This window comes from Frigoribacterium sp. VKM Ac-1396 (genome assembly GCF_015350895.1).
GTDB lineage: Bacteria > Actinomycetota > Actinomycetes > Actinomycetales > Microbacteriaceae > Frigoribacterium.
In genome coordinates, this window is record NZ_JADKSD010000002.1 from 922,738 (window position 1) to 937,495 (window position 14,758).

The window sequence follows — 14,758 nt, forward strand, 5'->3', positions numbered from 1 at the left end:
CGCATGCGGCACACCCCCACGTTCGTCCTGTCCGACGTCGACGAGGTCAAACGGCTCGTCCGTGAGAACCCGTGGGCCACGATCGTCTCGAACACGGCGTCCGGGCTCGTCGCCTCGCACTACCCGGTGGTGCTCGAGCAGGACGCCGCCGACCCCGACGCGATCGTGCTCGTCAGCCACGTCGGCCGCCCCGACGAGCGGTCGCACGAGCTCGGCGAGCACGAGGTCATGGTGATCGTCCAGGGCCCGCACGGCTACGTCTCGCCCGGCTGGTACCCGGCCGAGCAGATCATCCCCACCTGGAACCACGTCACGGCGCACCTCTGGGGCACCCCCGAGATCCTCTCCGACGACGAGAACTTCCGCGTGCTGGGCGAACTCGTCGACCACTTCGAACGCATCATGCCGAACCCCTCGACCCTCGCCCTCGACGACGAGGGCTCGCGACGCGTCGCGAAGGGCACGGTCGGCATCCGCCTGCGCGTCACCCGCTTCGACGCCCGGGCCAAGCTCAGCCAGAACAAGGCGCCCGAGGTCGTCGACCGCATCGTCGACGAGCTCGAGCACGGTGAGCACTACGCGCAGCCGGCGCTCGCGGCCGAGATGCGCCGGGTGCGCGACCGATGACGGCCGGTGCGGTCGACGGAGCCGAGGAGGCGCGACGCACGCTGCTGAGGGACGTCCGCCTGGTCGGCGGCGGGCCCGCCCCCGTGGACGTCCTGCTCGACGGCGGCCGCGTCGTCGCGCTCGCGTCCGGCCTCCCCTGCGAGGGTGCCGAGGTGCTCGACCTCGACGGCCGTTGGCTCGCCCCGGGCCTGTGGGACTCCCACGTGCACCTGGACCAGTGGGCGCTCGTCCGTCGTCGGCTCGACCTGTCGGCGGCCCGTTCCGCCGCCGAGGCGGCCTCGATCGTGGGGGAGCGGCTGCGCTCCCAGCCGGTCGAGGCCGGTGGCACCCTGGTCGGCTACGGCTTCCAGGACGCCCTCTGGCCCGACGCCCCGCGCCGTGCGCTGCTCGACTCCGTGGCGGGCGACGTGCCGGTCGTCCTGGTCAGCAACGACCTGCACTCCGTCTGGCTCGACTCGGCCGCCCTCGCCCGTCACGGGTACGCGGACCACCCGACGGGCCTGCTGCGCGAGCAGCCGGCCTTCGACGTCAGCGCCGCGGTGAGCGTGGTGCCCGACGACCTGCTCGACTCGTGGGTCGGCGAGGCCGTCGACGCGGCCGCCGCCCGAGGGGTCGTCGGCGTCGTCGACCTCGAGATGACGCTGGGCCTCGACCACTGGGCGCGACGGGTGGCCGGTGGGACGCGCGGGCTGCGCATCCGTGCCGGGGTCTACCCGCGCGACCTCGACGCCGTCGTCGCCCGCGGGCTGCGCACCGGCGACGAGATCCCGGGTACCGACGGCCTCGTCACCGTGGGACCGTTCAAGATCATCACCGACGGTTCCCTCGGCACCCGCACCGCGTGGTGCCACGACCCGTACCCCGGGCTCGAGGGCGACCCCGCGGCCCGGGGCCTGCGGATCTACGAGACCGACGAGCTCGTCTCGTGGCTGCGCCGCGCCTCCTCGGCCGGGTTCGTGCCGGCCGTGCACGCGATCGGCGACGCGGCGAACGCCCAGGCGCTGGACGCGCTCGAGCAGGTGGGCTGCGGCGGCAGCATCGAGCACGCGCAGTTGCTTGACGCGCGCGACGTCGACCGGTTCGCGCGCCTCGGAATCGTGGCCAGCGTGCAGCCCGAGCACGCCATGGACGACCGCGACGTGGCCGACCGCTACTGGGCGGGGCGCACCGAGCGTGCCTACGCCTTCGAGAGCCTGGTCGCGGCCGGCGTCCGCCTCCAGCTCGGCTCGGACGCGCCGGTGGCGCCGCTCGACCCCTGGGTCTCGATGGCCGCGGCGATCTCGCGCTCGCGCGACGGACGCGAGCCGTGGCACCCCGAACAGCGCGTCGTCGCCTCGGCGGCACTCGCCGCGTCGACGGACGGTCGCGAGAGGGTCGAGGTGGGCTCGGTCGCCGACCTCGTGATCACCGAGGTCGACCCCCTCGCCGCGTCCGACGTCCGGTTGAGGGGCATGCCCGTCTCGGGCACCCTGCTCGGTGGTCGCTGGACTCACCGCGACCTCTGACGCACCGCGACCTCTGACTCACCGCGACCTCTGACGCGACGAGCCCGCACGGCGAAGGCCGCCACCCCGTGCGGGGTGGCGGCCTTCGTCCGTCTGGCGAGGGTGCTCAGCTGGCGGGCCGGCTCAGCCGGCGACGTGCGCGGCGAGGAACCAGCGGTCCTTCTCGAGGCCGCGCGAGATCTCGATCGCGACGTCCTGGCTCGAGGCGTCGAGCTCGCCGAGCTCGTCGATCGCCTCGCGGACGGCGACGAGCGAGGCGTCGATCTGGGCGACCAGCTCGGCGATGGTGACGTCGATCTGGTTGAAGCCGGGCGAGGTCGGGGGGATGACGGTCTTCGCGGCGACGGACTCGATGCGGCCGTCGACCGGCAGGCCGAGGGCGACGACGCGCTCGGCGGCGAGGTCGGCCCATTCGCGGGCGTGGTCGACGACCACGTCGATGAGTTCGTGGACGGCGACGAACGCGATGCCGCGCACGTGCCAGTGGGCCTGCTTGCCGTTGACCGACAGCGCCGTCATGTCGGTGACGATCTGGCTGAGGAACTGGGCGACGCCGGCGGCGACGTCGGGGTCGACGGAACCCTGGGGGACGGTGCGGGTGATGTCGGTCATGACGTGGTCCTTTCCTAGACGATGGAGGCAACGCTAGACGTCTGACAAGATTCCGCAAGCAAGCTGAGGCTCGGCTCACCAAGGGCAGGCTCGCCTCATCCCTCGCCTCGGCGGGCCCGGTGGGGGGATAACCCCACCGACGTTCCGGGCGCTGGCACCATGGGGTCGACGCGTCGGGTCGACCAGGCTCGAAGCATGATCCAGGAGACCCCCATCAGCGCCGCGAACCCCTACCTCTCCCCGCCGAGTCCTCCCGGCGGCTACCGACGACGCTGGCGCGAGCTGCCGCGCGAGCTCGGGTACGTCGCCCTCTCGGCCGTCCTCGTCGTCATCGTCTCGGCGGCGGCCTCGCTGTTCCTGCACGCGGTCAACGGGTCGAGCGACTCGCTCGGGACCCTCGTGTTCCTCGCCGTCGTCGTGTTCGGCGCCCTGTGGGTCGCCCGCTGGTTCGGCACCTTCGAGGTGCTGCGTCTGCGGTGGGCCAGCGACCGGCCGATCCGACCGGTCGACTGGACGCCGAACACCGCCTGGGGGCGGTCGACGAACCGCTTCGTGCGCGCCGTCTCGGTGTTCGCCAACCCGCACTACTGGCTCTACCTGCTCTACGGCGTCGTGGTCTTCCCGATCGTGGCGGGGTTCAGCACCTTCGTCCTGGTCTCGCTGCTGGCCGGCCCGCTGGTGTTCGTCGTCGGTGCATCGCTCGTCTTCGGCGTCGTGCCGTCGATCCAGCCCGGCGACTGGGTCTCGTTCGTCGGCAACGGGGCCGGAGTGGCCCTGACGCTCATCGCCCTGGCGCTCTTCGCCGGCGTCGTCCTGCTCTACCCGTACGTCGTACACGCCGCCGTCGTCATGCACCAGGCGATCGCCGCCGCCATGCTCGGCGGGTTCCGCAGCGAGCAGCTCGAGGTCGAGCTCGCCGACCGTGAGATCTCGCGCACGGCCGCCCTGTCGGCCGAGGGCACGGCGTTGCGCCGGCTCGAGCGCGACATCCACGACGGGCCTCAGCAGCGCCTGGTGCGCCTCCAGATGGACCTCGCCGCGGCCTCCCGCGCCGTCGACACCGACCCCGAGAAGAGCAGGTCCCTCATCGAGGAGGCGCGGGTCCAGTCGCGCGAAGCCCTCGAGGAGCTGCGCGCCCTGTCCCGCGGTTTCGCGCCTCCTCTGCTGTTGGACCGCGGCCTCGTCGCGGCCCTCGAGTCGCTCGTCGACCGCTCCGTCGTGCCGACGACCTTGCTCAACCGGGTGCCCGCGCACGTCGTCGTGCCGAGCGACATCGAACGCAACGCCTACTTCATCGCGTCCGAGCTGGTGACGAACACCGGCAAGCACGCCCAGGCGTCGAGTGCCGACCTCGTGCTGCGCACCCGTCAGGCGCCGGACGGCATCGGCACCCTGCTCGAGCTCGTCGTCACCGACGACGGGCGGGGCGGGGCGGGGCTGCGCGACGGTCACGGTCTCGCCGGCGTCCAGGAGCGCCTCGTGGGGCTCGGCGGGTTCCTCGACATCAGCAGCCCCCAGGGCGGACCCACCATCGTCACGGTGAGCATCCCGATGGCGGTCGACCTGCCCGGCAACGCCACGCTGCCCCTGCCGACCGAGCCGTTGCCGCCGTTCTCGACGACGGCCGCCACCGAGCCGGTGCCCGACGGCCCGCTCGACCCGCCCACCGGGCCCCCGGCCGGGCCGCTCGACCCGCCCTCGGGTCCGCCCGCCCGCCCGTAGGAGGCGAGCCCGCCCCTAGTCTGGTCGGGTGAGTCTCGAGAGCCCCTCCCGTCAGCCCCTCCGCGTCGTCGTCGCCGACGACTCGGTGCTGCTGAGGGAGGGGCTCGTCCGCCTGCTCGACGAGATCGGCGTCGAGGTCGTCGGGGCCTACGGCGACGCCGACTCGCTGCTGGCCGACCTCGACGAGGTGCGTCCCGACATCGCCGTCCTCGACGTCCGCATGCCCCCGACCCACACCGACGAGGGCGTCCGGGCCGCGATCGAGGCCCGTCGTCGTCGGCCCGACCTCGGCATCCTGCTGCTGTCGCAGTACGTCGAGGTGGCCTACGCGCGTGACCTGCTCGAGGCCGGTTCGGGTGGGGTCGGCTACCTCTTGAAAGACCGCATCGCCTCGTTCGACGAGTTCCGAGACGCCCTCGGGCGGGTGTCCGACGGTGGCACGGTGCTCGACCCGCAGGTCGTGTCGCAGCTGCTCGGTCGGCGCAGCGATCCCCTCGCGGCCCTGACGCCGCGCGAGCGCGAGGTGCTGACGCTCATGGCCGAGGGCCGGACGAACGCCGCGATCGCGGCCGAACTGGTGATCGGCACCGGGGCGGTCGAGAAGAACGTGACCTCGATCTTCCAGAAGCTGTTGCTCGAGGACAGCGGCAGCGACCACCGCCGGGTGTTGGCCGTCCTGGCGTTCCTGCAGCGCTGAGCCCGTCGAAGGGGGCCCCTCGCCTCCGTGCCGGCGGCACCGCGTCGATCACGGGGGCCGTCCGGTGGCCCGGCTCGCGCCTCCTCGGCGTCAACTGCCGGCGTGCGAGCCGTCGGCGTCCGAATCGGCGGGGGAGTCGGCCTGCGGCGCGCCGGCCCGGCTGCCGGCCACGTCGAGGACGACGTCGCGGAGTTCGTGGCCGATGGTCTCGTAGCCGGCCGTCGTCGGGTGGATGCCGTCGAGGCTCGTGCCGGGCGCGTAGAGCTCGCCGGCCCGGGCGAAGCCCCACGGGTCGGTGAAGGTCCACCCCTCGTCGACCACGTGGCGCTCGAGTTCGGCCTCGTACCGGGCGGCGGCGGCCGGGTCGCGATCGTACGGAGGGATGGCCGCGACGACGACGTGCTTCGGCCGGATCGTGTCGACGATGGCGTCGTACGACGCGGCGGACTCGGCGAAGCTCAGCCCGAGCCGCACGTCGTTCGTGCCCGACATCAGCACGAGGACGTCGACGTCGGCGACGGGGCGGACCGCGGCGGCCTGCTCTTGCACGGTGGACCCGCCCTTGGCGTAGCCCCCGACGTAGTCGACGCCGTCGCCCTGGGCGTAGGTCATCCAGGTGTCGGCGGTCAGCCCGTCGCTCAGCAGGCGGCCGCCCCCGGCGGTGAGCGAGTCGCCGACGACGGCGACGCGCACGCCGCCCGAGCCGGACGGCACGGCCTGGCCGGGTGCCGCGGCCGCCTGGGCCACGGTCGACCCGGAGGCGGACCCGGACCCGGAGGCGCTGGTCGCGTGGAGCGTGGGGGCGGCGCACCCGGCCGCGAGGGTGGTCACGACCGCGCCCGTCAGCGCGACCCGTGCGAACGTCGCGCGTTTCATACCGTCATCTTGGGCCACGCCGCGTCGAGAGAAATCATCCCTCAGCACGAGTTCTCGACGAACCACCCGCCCACCCGCCGAGTGACCTGCGCAACCCCGGCGCCGGACCCGCGTGCAACTGGCGGAGGAGATTCATTCACGGCGCCCCTGCGCCGGACGCCGGAGGCGTCGAACCAGTACGAGGGGATGACGGGAATCGAACCCGCGTGATCAGTTTGGAAGACTGAGGCTCTACCATTGAGCTACATCCCCGTGAGCGGCCGAGCCGCGCGGGTGAGACCAGCATAAGGCATCCGACGACTCCGCTCAGTCACGGGCCGTCGGCGTCGGCTAGACTCGACGCGGCCTTCACGCACCCGACCTCAACGGGGCTCACGTGTGTCGGCCGGTTCCAGGCTGAATCACGGGGCGTAGCGTAGTGGCTAGCGCGTCCGTTTTGGGGGCGGAAGATCGCAGGTTCGAGTCCTGTCGCCCCGACGATCGTCTACCTGCTGTCTCGGATGTGAGATCAGCGCCACCAACACAGGAGAAGCCCCACATTGGTCCAGACCACGGTTGAGAAGCTCAGCCCCACGCGCGTCAAGCTCAACATCGTCGTGACCCCCGACGAGCTCAAGCCCAGCGTCACGCACGCCTACGGTCACATCGCCGAGTCGGTCAACATCCCCGGGTTCCGCAAGGGCAAGGTGCCGCCGCCCATCATCGACCAGCGCGTCGGTCGTGAAGAGGTGTTGAACCACGCCGTCAGCGAGAGCCTCGACAAGTTCTACCGCGAGGCCGTGACCGAGACCGAGATCCGCGTCCTCGGCCGTCCCGAGGCCGACGTCGTCGAGTGGCCGAACGTCAAGGACTTCTCGGGCGACCTCAAGATCGCCGTCGAGGTCGACGTGCGTCCCGACTTCGACCTGCCCGACTACGACGGCCTCGAGCTGACGGTCGACACGGTCGAGATCACCGACGACGAGATCGCCGAAGAGCTCACCAACCTCCGCACCCGCTTCGGCACCCTGGTCACCGTCGACCGCCCCGCCACCTCGGGCGACTTCGCGCAGATCGACCTCACCGCCACGATCGGCGACGACGTCGTCGACACGGCCAAGGGCATCTCGTACGAGCTCGGCTCGGGCGAGCTGATCGAGGGCATCGACGAGGCGCTCGAGTCGCTGACCGCCGGTGAGAGCACCACGTTCGAGTCGAAGCTGCTCGGCGGCGACCGCGAGGGTGAGACCGCCCAGATCGCCGTTGACGTCACCGCGGTGAAAGAGCGTGAGCTGCCCGAGGCCGACGACGACTTCGCCCAGATCGCCAGCCAGTTCGACACGATCGACGAGCTCAAGGGCGACCTGAAAGAGCAGCTCGCCAAGTCCAAGACCTTCGGTCAGGGTGCCCAGGCGCGCGACCAGGTCGTCGAGAAGCTGCTCGAGGCCGTCGAGATCCCCGTCCCCGAGAAGCTCGTCGAGGACGAGGTGCACCGTCACCTCGAGCAGGAGAACCGCCTCGAGGACGACGAGCACCGGGCCGAGGTGACGGAGAGCAGCGAGAAGGCCTTCCGCAACCAGATCCTCCTCGACGCGATCGCCGAGAAAGAGGCCGTCAAGGTCGAGCAGGACGAACTGACGCAGTACCTCATCCAGGGTGCCGCCCAGTACGGCATGGAGCCCGGCGAGTTCATCAAGGTCCTCGACCAGAACGGCCAGATCCCCGCCATGGTCGGTGAGGTCGCCCGCAGCAAGGCCCTCGCGGTCGTGCTCAGCAAGGCGAAGGTCGTCGACGGCAAGGGCGACTCGGTCGACCTCTCCGCCTTCACCGCGACCGCGGGCGTCGGTGGCGACGACGACGACCACGAGGGTCACGACCACGCGTAGTCGACGGGGTCGGGTCGGCTGACCCGTCACGTCGAGAGGGCCGGGTGCGAGTGCGCACCCGGCCCTCCGTCGTCTGTTGCGCCGCGCCTCCCTGGCTGTCGGGCGAGCCCCGTCCGGGCACGGGAGGCGCGGTATCTGCCGTGGGCGAACAGCCCGGAACCCGCGCGTCGGCTCCGATAGATTCGACGACAAGCGACAACGAATGGGAGCTCCACCATGGCCGACGTGACACTGCCCAACAGTGTTTTTGACCGACTGCTCAAAGACCGGATCATCTGGCTCGGCTCTGAGGTCCGCGACGAGAACGCCAACGAGATCGCCGCGAAACTGCTGCTGCTCGCTGCGGAAGACAGCGAGAAAGACATCTACCTCTACATCAACTCGCCCGGCGGGTCGATCACGGCCGGCATGGCCATCTACGACGCGATGGAGTTCGTGCCGAACGACATCGTCACCGTCGGCATCGGCATGGCCGCCTCGATGGGTCAGCTGCTGCTGACCGCCGGCACCAAGGGCAAGCGCTACATCACGCCCAACGCTCGCGTGCTGCTCCACCAGCCGCACGGTGGCTTCGGTGGCACGTCGTCCGACATCCAGACGCAGGCGCAGCTCATCCTGTCGATGAAGCGTCGACTGGCCGAGATCACCGCGGCGCAGACGGGCAAGACCGTCGAGCAGATCAACGAGGACGGCGACCGCGACCGCTGGTTCACCGCAGAAGAGGCGCTCGAGTACGGCTTCGTCGACCACATCCGCGGGTCGGCGACCGACGTCGTCGGCGGTGCCGGCACCGACCAGGCCTAGGCCTTCCGCCCCTTCGTCAGAACGAGAAAGAGAAGAACTCATGGAACTCCCGATGATGGGTGGCGCGGGTCGAGTGCAGACCCCCGACTCCCGGTACATCCTGCCCAGCTTCGAAGAGCGCACGGCCTACGGCTACAAGCGTCAAGACCCTTACGCCAAGCTGTTCGAAGACCGCATCGTCTTCCTCGGCGTGCAGGTCGACGACGCCTCGGCGGACGACATCATGGCCCAGCTGCTCGTGCTCGAGAGCATGGACCCCGACCGCGACATCACGCTCTACATCAACTCGCCCGGTGGCTCGTTCACGGCCATGACGGCCATCTACGACACGATGCAGTACATCCGCCCCGAGATCCAGACGGTCTGCCTCGGCCAGGCGGCGTCCGCCGCGGCCGTGCTGCTCGCCGCCGGGCAGCCGGGCAAGCGCCTCGCCCTGCCCAACGCCCGCGTGCTGATCCACCAGCCCGCGACCGGTGGCAGCAGCGGCGGCCAGGCGTCCGACATCGAGATCCAGGCCGCCGAGGTGCTCCGCATGCGCACCTGGCTCGAAGAGACGCTGTCGAAGCACTCGAACAAGACGCCCGAGCAGGTCAACCGCGACATCGAGCGTGACAACATCCTCGGTGCGCAAGAGGCCCTCGAGTACGGCCTGGTCGACCAGGTCCTCGGTTCGCGCAAGAACCAGCCGGCCGCACTCACGCGCTGACCACCGCGTGACCTCGAAGGCCCCGGGCATCCGTCCGGGGTCTTCGTCGTGCCGCGCCCGTCGTCGCTGCCGTCGCCCGGCGACGGTGCGGGTGGATGTGCGCGAACCACCCGGGTCGGTCCGTGGGTGTCGGCGGATCGGGTTAGGCTCGGTGAACACGACGACCGGTCCCGGTCGATGACCTCAGCCAATCAGGGAGGCCGAGCATGGCGCGCATAGGTGAGAGTGCCGATCTGCTCAAATGCTCGTTCTGCGGCAAGAGCCAGAAGCAGGTCCAGCAGTTGATCGCCGGCCCCGGCGTCTACATCTGCGACGAGTGCGTCGAGCTCTGCAACGAGATCATCGAAGAGCGCCTCGCCGAGGCGGGTGACGAGCCCACGAGCGAGTTCGACCTGCCCAAGCCGCGCGAGATCTACTCGTTCCTCGAAGAGTACGTGATCGGTCAAGACGCGGCGAAGCGCGCCCTGTCGGTGGCCGTCTACAACCACTACAAGCGCATCCGTGCCGCGTCGACCCTCACGGCCGCCGAGTCGCTGGCCGACGAGGTCGAGATCTCGAAGTCGAACATCCTGCTGATCGGCCCCACGGGCTGCGGCAAGACCTACCTCGCCCAGACCCTGGCCAAGCGACTCAACGTGCCGTTCGCCGTGGCCGACGCCACGGCCCTCACCGAGGCCGGCTACGTCGGCGAAGACGTCGAGAACATCCTGCTGAAGCTCATCCAGGCCGCCGACTACGACGTCAAGCGGGCCGAGACCGGCATCATCTACATCGACGAGATCGACAAGATCGCACGCAAGGCCGAGAACCCCTCGATCACCCGCGACGTCTCGGGCGAGGGCGTCCAGCAGGCGCTGCTCAAGATCCTCGAGGGCACGGTCGCCTCGGTGCCCCCGCAGGGCGGTCGCAAGCACCCCCACCAAGAGTTCATCCAGGTCGACACGACCAACGTGCTGTTCATCGTGGCCGGTGCGTTCGCCGGGCTCGAAGACATCATCTCGAACCGCGCGGGCAAGCGCGGCATCGGCTTCGGGGCCCCGCTGCACAGCAAAGAAGACGAGGCGGCGCTGTTCAGCGAGGTCCTGCCCGAAGACCTGCACAAGTTCGGGCTCATCCCCGAGTTCATCGGGCGTCTGCCCGTCGTGACCACGGTCACGCAGCTCGACCAGCCCGCGCTCATGCAGATCCTCACCGAGCCGAAGAACGCCCTCGTGCGGCAGTACCAGCGCATGTTCGAGATCGACGGGGTCGAGCTCGAGTTCGACCGGGGTGCCCTCGAGGCGATCGCCGACCTGGCGGTCCTGCGCCAGACCGGTGCCCGCGGTCTCCGCGCCATCCTCGAAGAGGTCCTGGGGCCGATCATGTTCGACGTGCCCTCCGACGACACGGTCGGGCGAGTGGTCGTCACCCGCGCCTCCGTCCTCGAGAACGCCGCACCGACCATCGTCCCGCGCCTCGTCGAGCACCGCACCGAGAAGTCCGCCTGACACCGGCTGGCAGGCCGCACGGCACGACGAACGCCCCCGCTCCGCGAGTGGGGGCGTTGGCCGTCCCGAGGTCGGGCCCTGGTGTGCGGGGCCTGGATGTCTGCAGCGGCGGGCCGGGCGCCACCGCACCGCGTTTCGTGCGCGGCACCCCGACTAGTCCGGGTGCCGCGCACGAAACGGGGTGCGGTGCTGTGCGCGCCGAGCCCGAGCCCGAGCCCGAGCAGCAGCTCGCAGCCAGCCCGCCGTCAGGCGAGCCCGCGACGCGCGAGCAGGGGCTCGACGCGTGCGTCGCGACCGCGGAAGTCGCGGTAGGCCTCGAGGGGGTCCTTCGAGCCGCCGACGCCGAGCAGGCGCGACCGGAAGCGGTCGCCGTTCTCGCGCCCGAGCCCGCCGTTCTGCTCGAACCACTCGACGGTGTCGGCGTCGAGCACCTCGCTCCAGATGTACGAGTAGTAGCCGGCGTCGTAGCCACCGGCGAAGGTGTGGGCGAAGTACGTGCTCGAGTAGCGGGTGGGGACGGCCGCGAGGTCGAGGCCCACCGCGGCCAGCGCCTCCTGCTCGAACGCCTCGACGTCGGTGACGGCTGCCGCCTCGGCCGACGACAGGGCGTGCCAGGCCTGGTCGAGCAGGGCCGCGGCGAGGTACTCGCTCGTCTCGAAGCCCTGGTTGAAGCCCTGCGAGGCGAGGAGGGCGTCGACGAGGTGCTGCGGCAGTCGCTCGCCGGTCTCGTGGTGGACGGCGTAGTTCGCCAGCACCTCGGGCCAGAGCATCCACATCTCGTTCACCTGGCTCGGGAACTCCACGAAGTCGCGGAAGACGTTGGTGCCCGAGAACGTCGGGTAGGTCACCCGGGCGACGAGCCCGTGCAGGGCGTGCCCGAACTCGTGGAAGAACGTGGTGACCTCGTCGAGCGTCAGCAGGGTCGGTCGACCGGCCGGCGGCTTCGGCACGTTCAGGTTGTTGACCACGACGGTCGGCAGGCCGGTCAGCGACGACTGTGAGACGAGCGGGTTCATCCAGGCCCCGCCGCGCTTGCTGTCGCGGGTGTACAGGTCGAGCACGTACAGCCCCACCTCGCCGCCGTCCGCGTCGGTGACCTCGAAGACGCGGGCCTCGGGGTGGTAGGCCACGAGGTCGGGGCGCTCGGCGAAGCGCAGGCCGTAGAGCGCGCCCGCCGCGAAGAAGACGCCGTCGCGCAGCACGCGCTCCGCCTCGAAGTAGGGCCTCATCGCCGCCGTGTCGACGTCGTGCTCGTCGGCGCGGACGCGCTCGGCGTAGAAGGCCCAGTCCGAGGCGCGGACCGGGCGGCCGGCGACGCGCTCGAGCGCGGCCTGCTCGGCGCGGGCGTTGCGGGCCGCCGGAGGCGCGAGTCGGCCGAGCAGGTCGGCCACCGCCTCGGGGGTGCCCGCGGTCTCGCCCGCGGTGACGTAGGCGGCGTGCGAGGCGAAGCCGAGCAGTTCGGCGCGCTCGGCCCGCAGGCGGGCGATCTCGAGCACGAGGTCGCGGTTGTCGTGGTCGCCACCGCGGCGACCGCGCGAGAGCGAGGCCTGCATGATGCGCTCGCGCAACGCCTCGTTCGTCAGGCTCGCCAGGTAGGGGTGGCCGCTGAACAGCACGAGGGTGACGACGTACCGGCCGTCGAGTCCTCGCTCGCGCGCGGCCTCGGCGGTGGCGTCGATCGCGCCGGCGTCGAGGCCGTCGAGCTCGGCGACGTCGTCGACCACGACGGCGAGGTCGTTCGTGTCGGCCAGCAGGTTCTTCTCGAAGCGGGTGGTCAGGGTCGAGAGCCTGCCGTTCAGCTCGCGGAGGCGGCCTTTGTCGTCGTCGCCGAGGGCGGCGCCCGAGCGGGTCGCCTCGTCGACCAGTCGTTCGACGAGGTAGCGCTGCTCGGCGGTCAGGTCGAGGTCGTCACGGCGGTCGTGGACGGCGCGCAGCCGGGCGAACAGGCGCGGGTCGAGGCGGATGGCGTCGGCGTGGGCCGCCAGCCTCGGGGCGAGGTCGAGCTCGAGGGCGTCGGTCGCCTCGGTCGAGTCGGACGAGGTCTTGTTGAAGAACACGTGCTCGACCCGGGTCAGCGTGGCACCGCTGCGCTCGAGGGCGGCGACGGTGTTCTCGAACGTCGGCTCGGCCGGGTCGGTGGCGATCCGTTCGACCTCGGCCAGCTGCTCGGCGAACCCGGCCTCGAAGGCGGGGCCGTAGTCGTCGTCGGTGATGCTCGCGAACGGCGGCAACGAGTACGGCAGCGTGCTGGGGGAGAGGAACGGGTTCGTCATCAGCCCACCCTAGGAGGCGCGCTAGGGTCGCGACATGAGCGACCGCCCCGAGACACCCGCCCGGTACACCCACGGCCACCACGAGAGCGTGCTGCGCAGTCACTCGTGGCGGACGGTCGAGAACTCGGCCGCGTACCTCGAGCCGCACCTCGTGCCCGGCACGAGCGTGCTCGACGTCGGCTCGGGCCCCGGCACCATCACCGTCGACATCGCCGGCCGCGTGGCGCCGGGGCGGGTGATCGGCATCGACGCCGCCGCCGGCATCGTCGAGCAGGCGACGTCGCTCGCGGTCGCGTCGGGCCTGCACAACGTCCGCTTCGAGACGGCCGACCTCTTCGCGTTGCCCTTCGACGACGACGCCTTCGACGTCGTGCACGCACACCAGGTGCTGCAGCACGTCGGCGACCCGGTGGCGGCCCTCCGCGAGATGCGCCGGGTGACCCGGCCCGGGGGAGTCGTCGCCGTCCGCGACGTCGACTACCGCGGCTGCGTCTGGGCCCCCGAGAACCCGGGGCTCGACCGGTGGATGCACGTCTACCAGGCGGTGCACCGTGGCAACGGAGGAGAGCCCGACGCCGGGAGGCGCGTCAAGGGGTGGGCGCTCGACGCGGGCTTCGTCGACGTGGCGAGCAGCGCCTCCGTGTGGTGCTTCGCCTCGGACGAGGACCGCACCTGGTGGGGAGACAGCTGGGCGACCCGGGTGACCGAGTCGGCGTTCCACGCCGACGCGATCGAGAAGGGCGTCGCGACCCACGACGAGCTGCATGCGATCGCCGACGCCTGGCGCACCTGGCGCGACGCCCCCGACGGCTGGCTGATCATGCCCCACGGCGAAGTGCTCGCCCGCGCCTGATCGTCGTCGACCTGTCCGCCGCGGGTCGGCGGACGCCGAGGCGCAGACGACAGGAGATGGTGGGGAAGCGCAAACCTCGAGCCCATCGGCCGGTTCGGTGTCTTGAGGTTCATTCGGCTGTCGTCTACGGCACACCGTAATTGACGCGTAATATTTAAACCCCGCATGATGGCTACGGTTGAATCCACGAGAGCGACGGTCGCTCTCGGAGAGGAGACCTTCCATGAGTAGAACGACACGTGTTGCGAGCGCAGCGGTGACAATGACCATCGCGACGTCCAGTGTTCTGTGCAGTGCTGGAACGGCCAGGGCCGTCGAACTGCACGCCCCCGATGCAGGTACACCGATCGCTGCTACCAGCGCTGCCTCTGTCCCGTCACCCGGCGAGAAGGATTCGGAGCAACAAGCTGTGCCGATTCTGGCGATCATCGGCGCCGTGATCGCCATAGGGGGCAGCTACAGCGCGATGGGTCGGGAAGCAGGCGAACGCGTTTACCACGCTGGTGTTCGAAACGCTGCTTACCAGCAGGTCAAGTGGAAGGTTCGGGCAGCCGCTGTGGCTGCGTGCGGTGCCGTCGGGGGTGCGATCTTCATGACCAGCTTCGAGAACCAGTTCTACTCGATGAGTTGACCATGACCCGACCATGGCTGATCTTCTTCCTTGTTCTCGTGTGCGTTCTTCATGCCTTCGACGCTCTTTCAGATTCCCTGGTCGGTGACTCGGCCTGGGG

Annotated in this window: 13 protein-coding genes and 2 tRNA genes; 11 read left to right on the top strand and 4 right to left on the bottom strand. The window is 70.6% G+C overall.

Annotation, left to right across the window (positions count from 1 at the left end):
- The first annotated feature begins 3 nt into the window (after window positions 1–3).
- Complete coding sequence (locus ITJ55_RS11400) at window positions 4–627, top strand: FMN-binding negative transcriptional regulator (RefSeq protein WP_194595428.1); 624 nt, start codon at window positions 4–6, stop codon at window positions 625–627.
- Window positions 624–2,132: an amidohydrolase gene (locus ITJ55_RS11405; RefSeq protein ID WP_194595429.1), complete on the top strand. Its 1,509-nt coding sequence runs from the start codon at window positions 624–626 to the stop codon at window positions 2,130–2,132. Before ITJ55_RS11400 ends, ITJ55_RS11405 begins: the two co-directional genes overlap by 4 nt.
- Before the next feature lie 123 nt (window positions 2,133–2,255).
- Here the strand turns inward: ITJ55_RS11405 and ITJ55_RS11410 are convergent, their stop codons facing one another.
- Window positions 2,256–2,744: a Dps family protein gene (locus ITJ55_RS11410; RefSeq protein ID WP_056262489.1), complete on the bottom strand. Its 489-nt coding sequence runs from the start codon at window positions 2,742–2,744 to the stop codon at window positions 2,256–2,258.
- A 195-nt stretch (window positions 2,745–2,939) separates the two neighbouring features.
- Between ITJ55_RS11410 and ITJ55_RS11415 the strand changes: the two genes are divergently transcribed.
- Both ITJ55_RS11415 and ITJ55_RS11420 read left to right on the top strand, forming a co-directional pair.
- Complete coding sequence (locus ITJ55_RS11415) at window positions 2,940–4,466, top strand: sensor histidine kinase (protein WP_194595430.1); 1,527 nt, start codon at window positions 2,940–2,942, stop codon at window positions 4,464–4,466.
- A 28-nt stretch (window positions 4,467–4,494) separates the two neighbouring features.
- The gene (locus tag ITJ55_RS11420; RefSeq protein ID WP_056262493.1) at window positions 4,495–5,163 is read left to right on the top strand and encodes a response regulator transcription factor; all 669 of its coding nucleotides are present in this window, start codon (window positions 4,495–4,497) and stop codon (window positions 5,161–5,163) included.
- Window positions 5,164–5,253: 90 nt separating this feature from the next.
- On the opposite strand, the gene ITJ55_RS11425 is transcribed toward ITJ55_RS11420, so the two are convergent.
- Window positions 5,254–6,039: an SGNH/GDSL hydrolase family protein gene (locus ITJ55_RS11425; protein WP_194595431.1), complete on the bottom strand. Its 786-nt coding sequence runs from the start codon at window positions 6,037–6,039 to the stop codon at window positions 5,254–5,256.
- 181 nt (window positions 6,040–6,220) lie between these two features.
- A tRNA-Gly gene (locus ITJ55_RS11430) sits at window positions 6,221–6,291 on the bottom strand.
- A gap of 152 nt (window positions 6,292–6,443) precedes the next feature.
- On the opposite strand from ITJ55_RS11430, the gene ITJ55_RS11435 reads away from it, so the two are divergent.
- The 5 genes from ITJ55_RS11435 (at window position 6,444) to clpX (ending at window position 10,901) form a co-directional block, all read left to right on the top strand.
- Window positions 6,444–6,516 (top strand) — tRNA-Pro (locus ITJ55_RS11435).
- A 62-nt stretch (window positions 6,517–6,578) separates the two neighbouring features.
- Window positions 6,579–7,904, top strand: coding sequence for a trigger factor (gene tig, locus ITJ55_RS11440; RefSeq protein ID WP_194595432.1), 1,326 nt, complete (start codon window positions 6,579–6,581; stop codon window positions 7,902–7,904).
- 216 nt (window positions 7,905–8,120) lie between these two features.
- Window positions 8,121–8,708, top strand: a complete 588-nt coding sequence (locus tag ITJ55_RS11445; RefSeq protein WP_043597035.1) for an ATP-dependent Clp protease proteolytic subunit — start codon at window positions 8,121–8,123, stop codon at window positions 8,706–8,708.
- Between the two features lie 40 nt (window positions 8,709–8,748).
- Window positions 8,749–9,414 (top strand): ATP-dependent Clp protease proteolytic subunit, encoded by a 666-nt coding sequence (locus ITJ55_RS11450; RefSeq protein WP_056262509.1) that lies wholly within the window; start codon window positions 8,749–8,751, stop codon window positions 9,412–9,414.
- 206 nt (window positions 9,415–9,620) lie between these two features.
- A complete protein-coding gene (clpX, locus tag ITJ55_RS11455; RefSeq protein ID WP_194595433.1) occupies window positions 9,621–10,901 on the top strand; it encodes an ATP-dependent Clp protease ATP-binding subunit ClpX in 1,281 nt (426 codons plus the stop codon).
- Between the two features lie 245 nt (window positions 10,902–11,146).
- Here clpX and ITJ55_RS11460 read toward each other — a convergent pair whose 3' ends face one another.
- Window positions 11,147–13,174, bottom strand: a complete 2,028-nt coding sequence (locus ITJ55_RS11460; RefSeq protein ID WP_194595434.1) for a M3 family metallopeptidase — start codon at window positions 13,172–13,174, stop codon at window positions 11,147–11,149.
- A gap of 34 nt (window positions 13,175–13,208) precedes the next feature.
- Between ITJ55_RS11460 and ITJ55_RS11465 the strand changes: the two genes are divergently transcribed.
- Together ITJ55_RS11465 and ITJ55_RS11470 are read left to right on the top strand one after the other, a co-directional pair.
- Window positions 13,209–14,027, top strand: coding sequence for a methyltransferase domain-containing protein (locus tag ITJ55_RS11465; protein ID WP_194595435.1), 819 nt, complete (start codon window positions 13,209–13,211; stop codon window positions 14,025–14,027).
- Between the two features lie 223 nt (window positions 14,028–14,250).
- Window positions 14,251–14,658 (top strand): hypothetical protein, encoded by a 408-nt coding sequence (locus ITJ55_RS11470; protein ID WP_194595436.1) that lies wholly within the window; start codon window positions 14,251–14,253, stop codon window positions 14,656–14,658.
- Window positions 14,659–14,758: the final 100 nt, after the last annotated feature.

What these genes read in the sequence shown, in the direction of transcription:
- ITJ55_RS11400 (WP_194595428.1), top strand. Translation starts at nt 4, where the DNA reads ATGCGGCACACCCCCACGTTCGTCCTGTCCGACGTCGACGAGGTCAAA.
- ITJ55_RS11445 (WP_043597035.1), top strand. Translation starts at nt 8,121, where the DNA reads ATGGCCGACGTGACACTGCCCAACAGTGTTTTTGACCGACTGCTCAAA.
- ITJ55_RS11405 (WP_194595429.1), top strand. Translation starts at nt 624, where the DNA reads ATGACGGCCGGTGCGGTCGACGGAGCCGAGGAGGCGCGACGCACGCTG.
- ITJ55_RS11470 (WP_194595436.1), top strand. Translation starts at nt 14,251, where the DNA reads ATGAGTAGAACGACACGTGTTGCGAGCGCAGCGGTGACAATGACCATC.
- ITJ55_RS11460 (WP_194595434.1), bottom strand. Translation starts at nt 13,174, where the DNA reads ATGACGAACCCGTTCCTCTCCCCCAGCACGCTGCCGTACTCGTTGCCG.
- ITJ55_RS11465 (WP_194595435.1), top strand. Translation starts at nt 13,209, where the DNA reads ATGAGCGACCGCCCCGAGACACCCGCCCGGTACACCCACGGCCACCAC.
- ITJ55_RS11450 (WP_056262509.1), top strand. Translation starts at nt 8,749, where the DNA reads ATGGAACTCCCGATGATGGGTGGCGCGGGTCGAGTGCAGACCCCCGAC.
- ITJ55_RS11425 (WP_194595431.1), bottom strand. Translation starts at nt 6,039, where the DNA reads ATGAAACGCGCGACGTTCGCACGGGTCGCGCTGACGGGCGCGGTCGTG.
- ITJ55_RS11410 (WP_056262489.1), bottom strand. Translation starts at nt 2,744, where the DNA reads ATGACCGACATCACCCGCACCGTCCCCCAGGGTTCCGTCGACCCCGAC.
- ITJ55_RS11415 (WP_194595430.1), top strand. Translation starts at nt 2,940, where the DNA reads ATGATCCAGGAGACCCCCATCAGCGCCGCGAACCCCTACCTCTCCCCG.
- clpX (WP_194595433.1), top strand. Translation starts at nt 9,621, where the DNA reads ATGGCGCGCATAGGTGAGAGTGCCGATCTGCTCAAATGCTCGTTCTGC.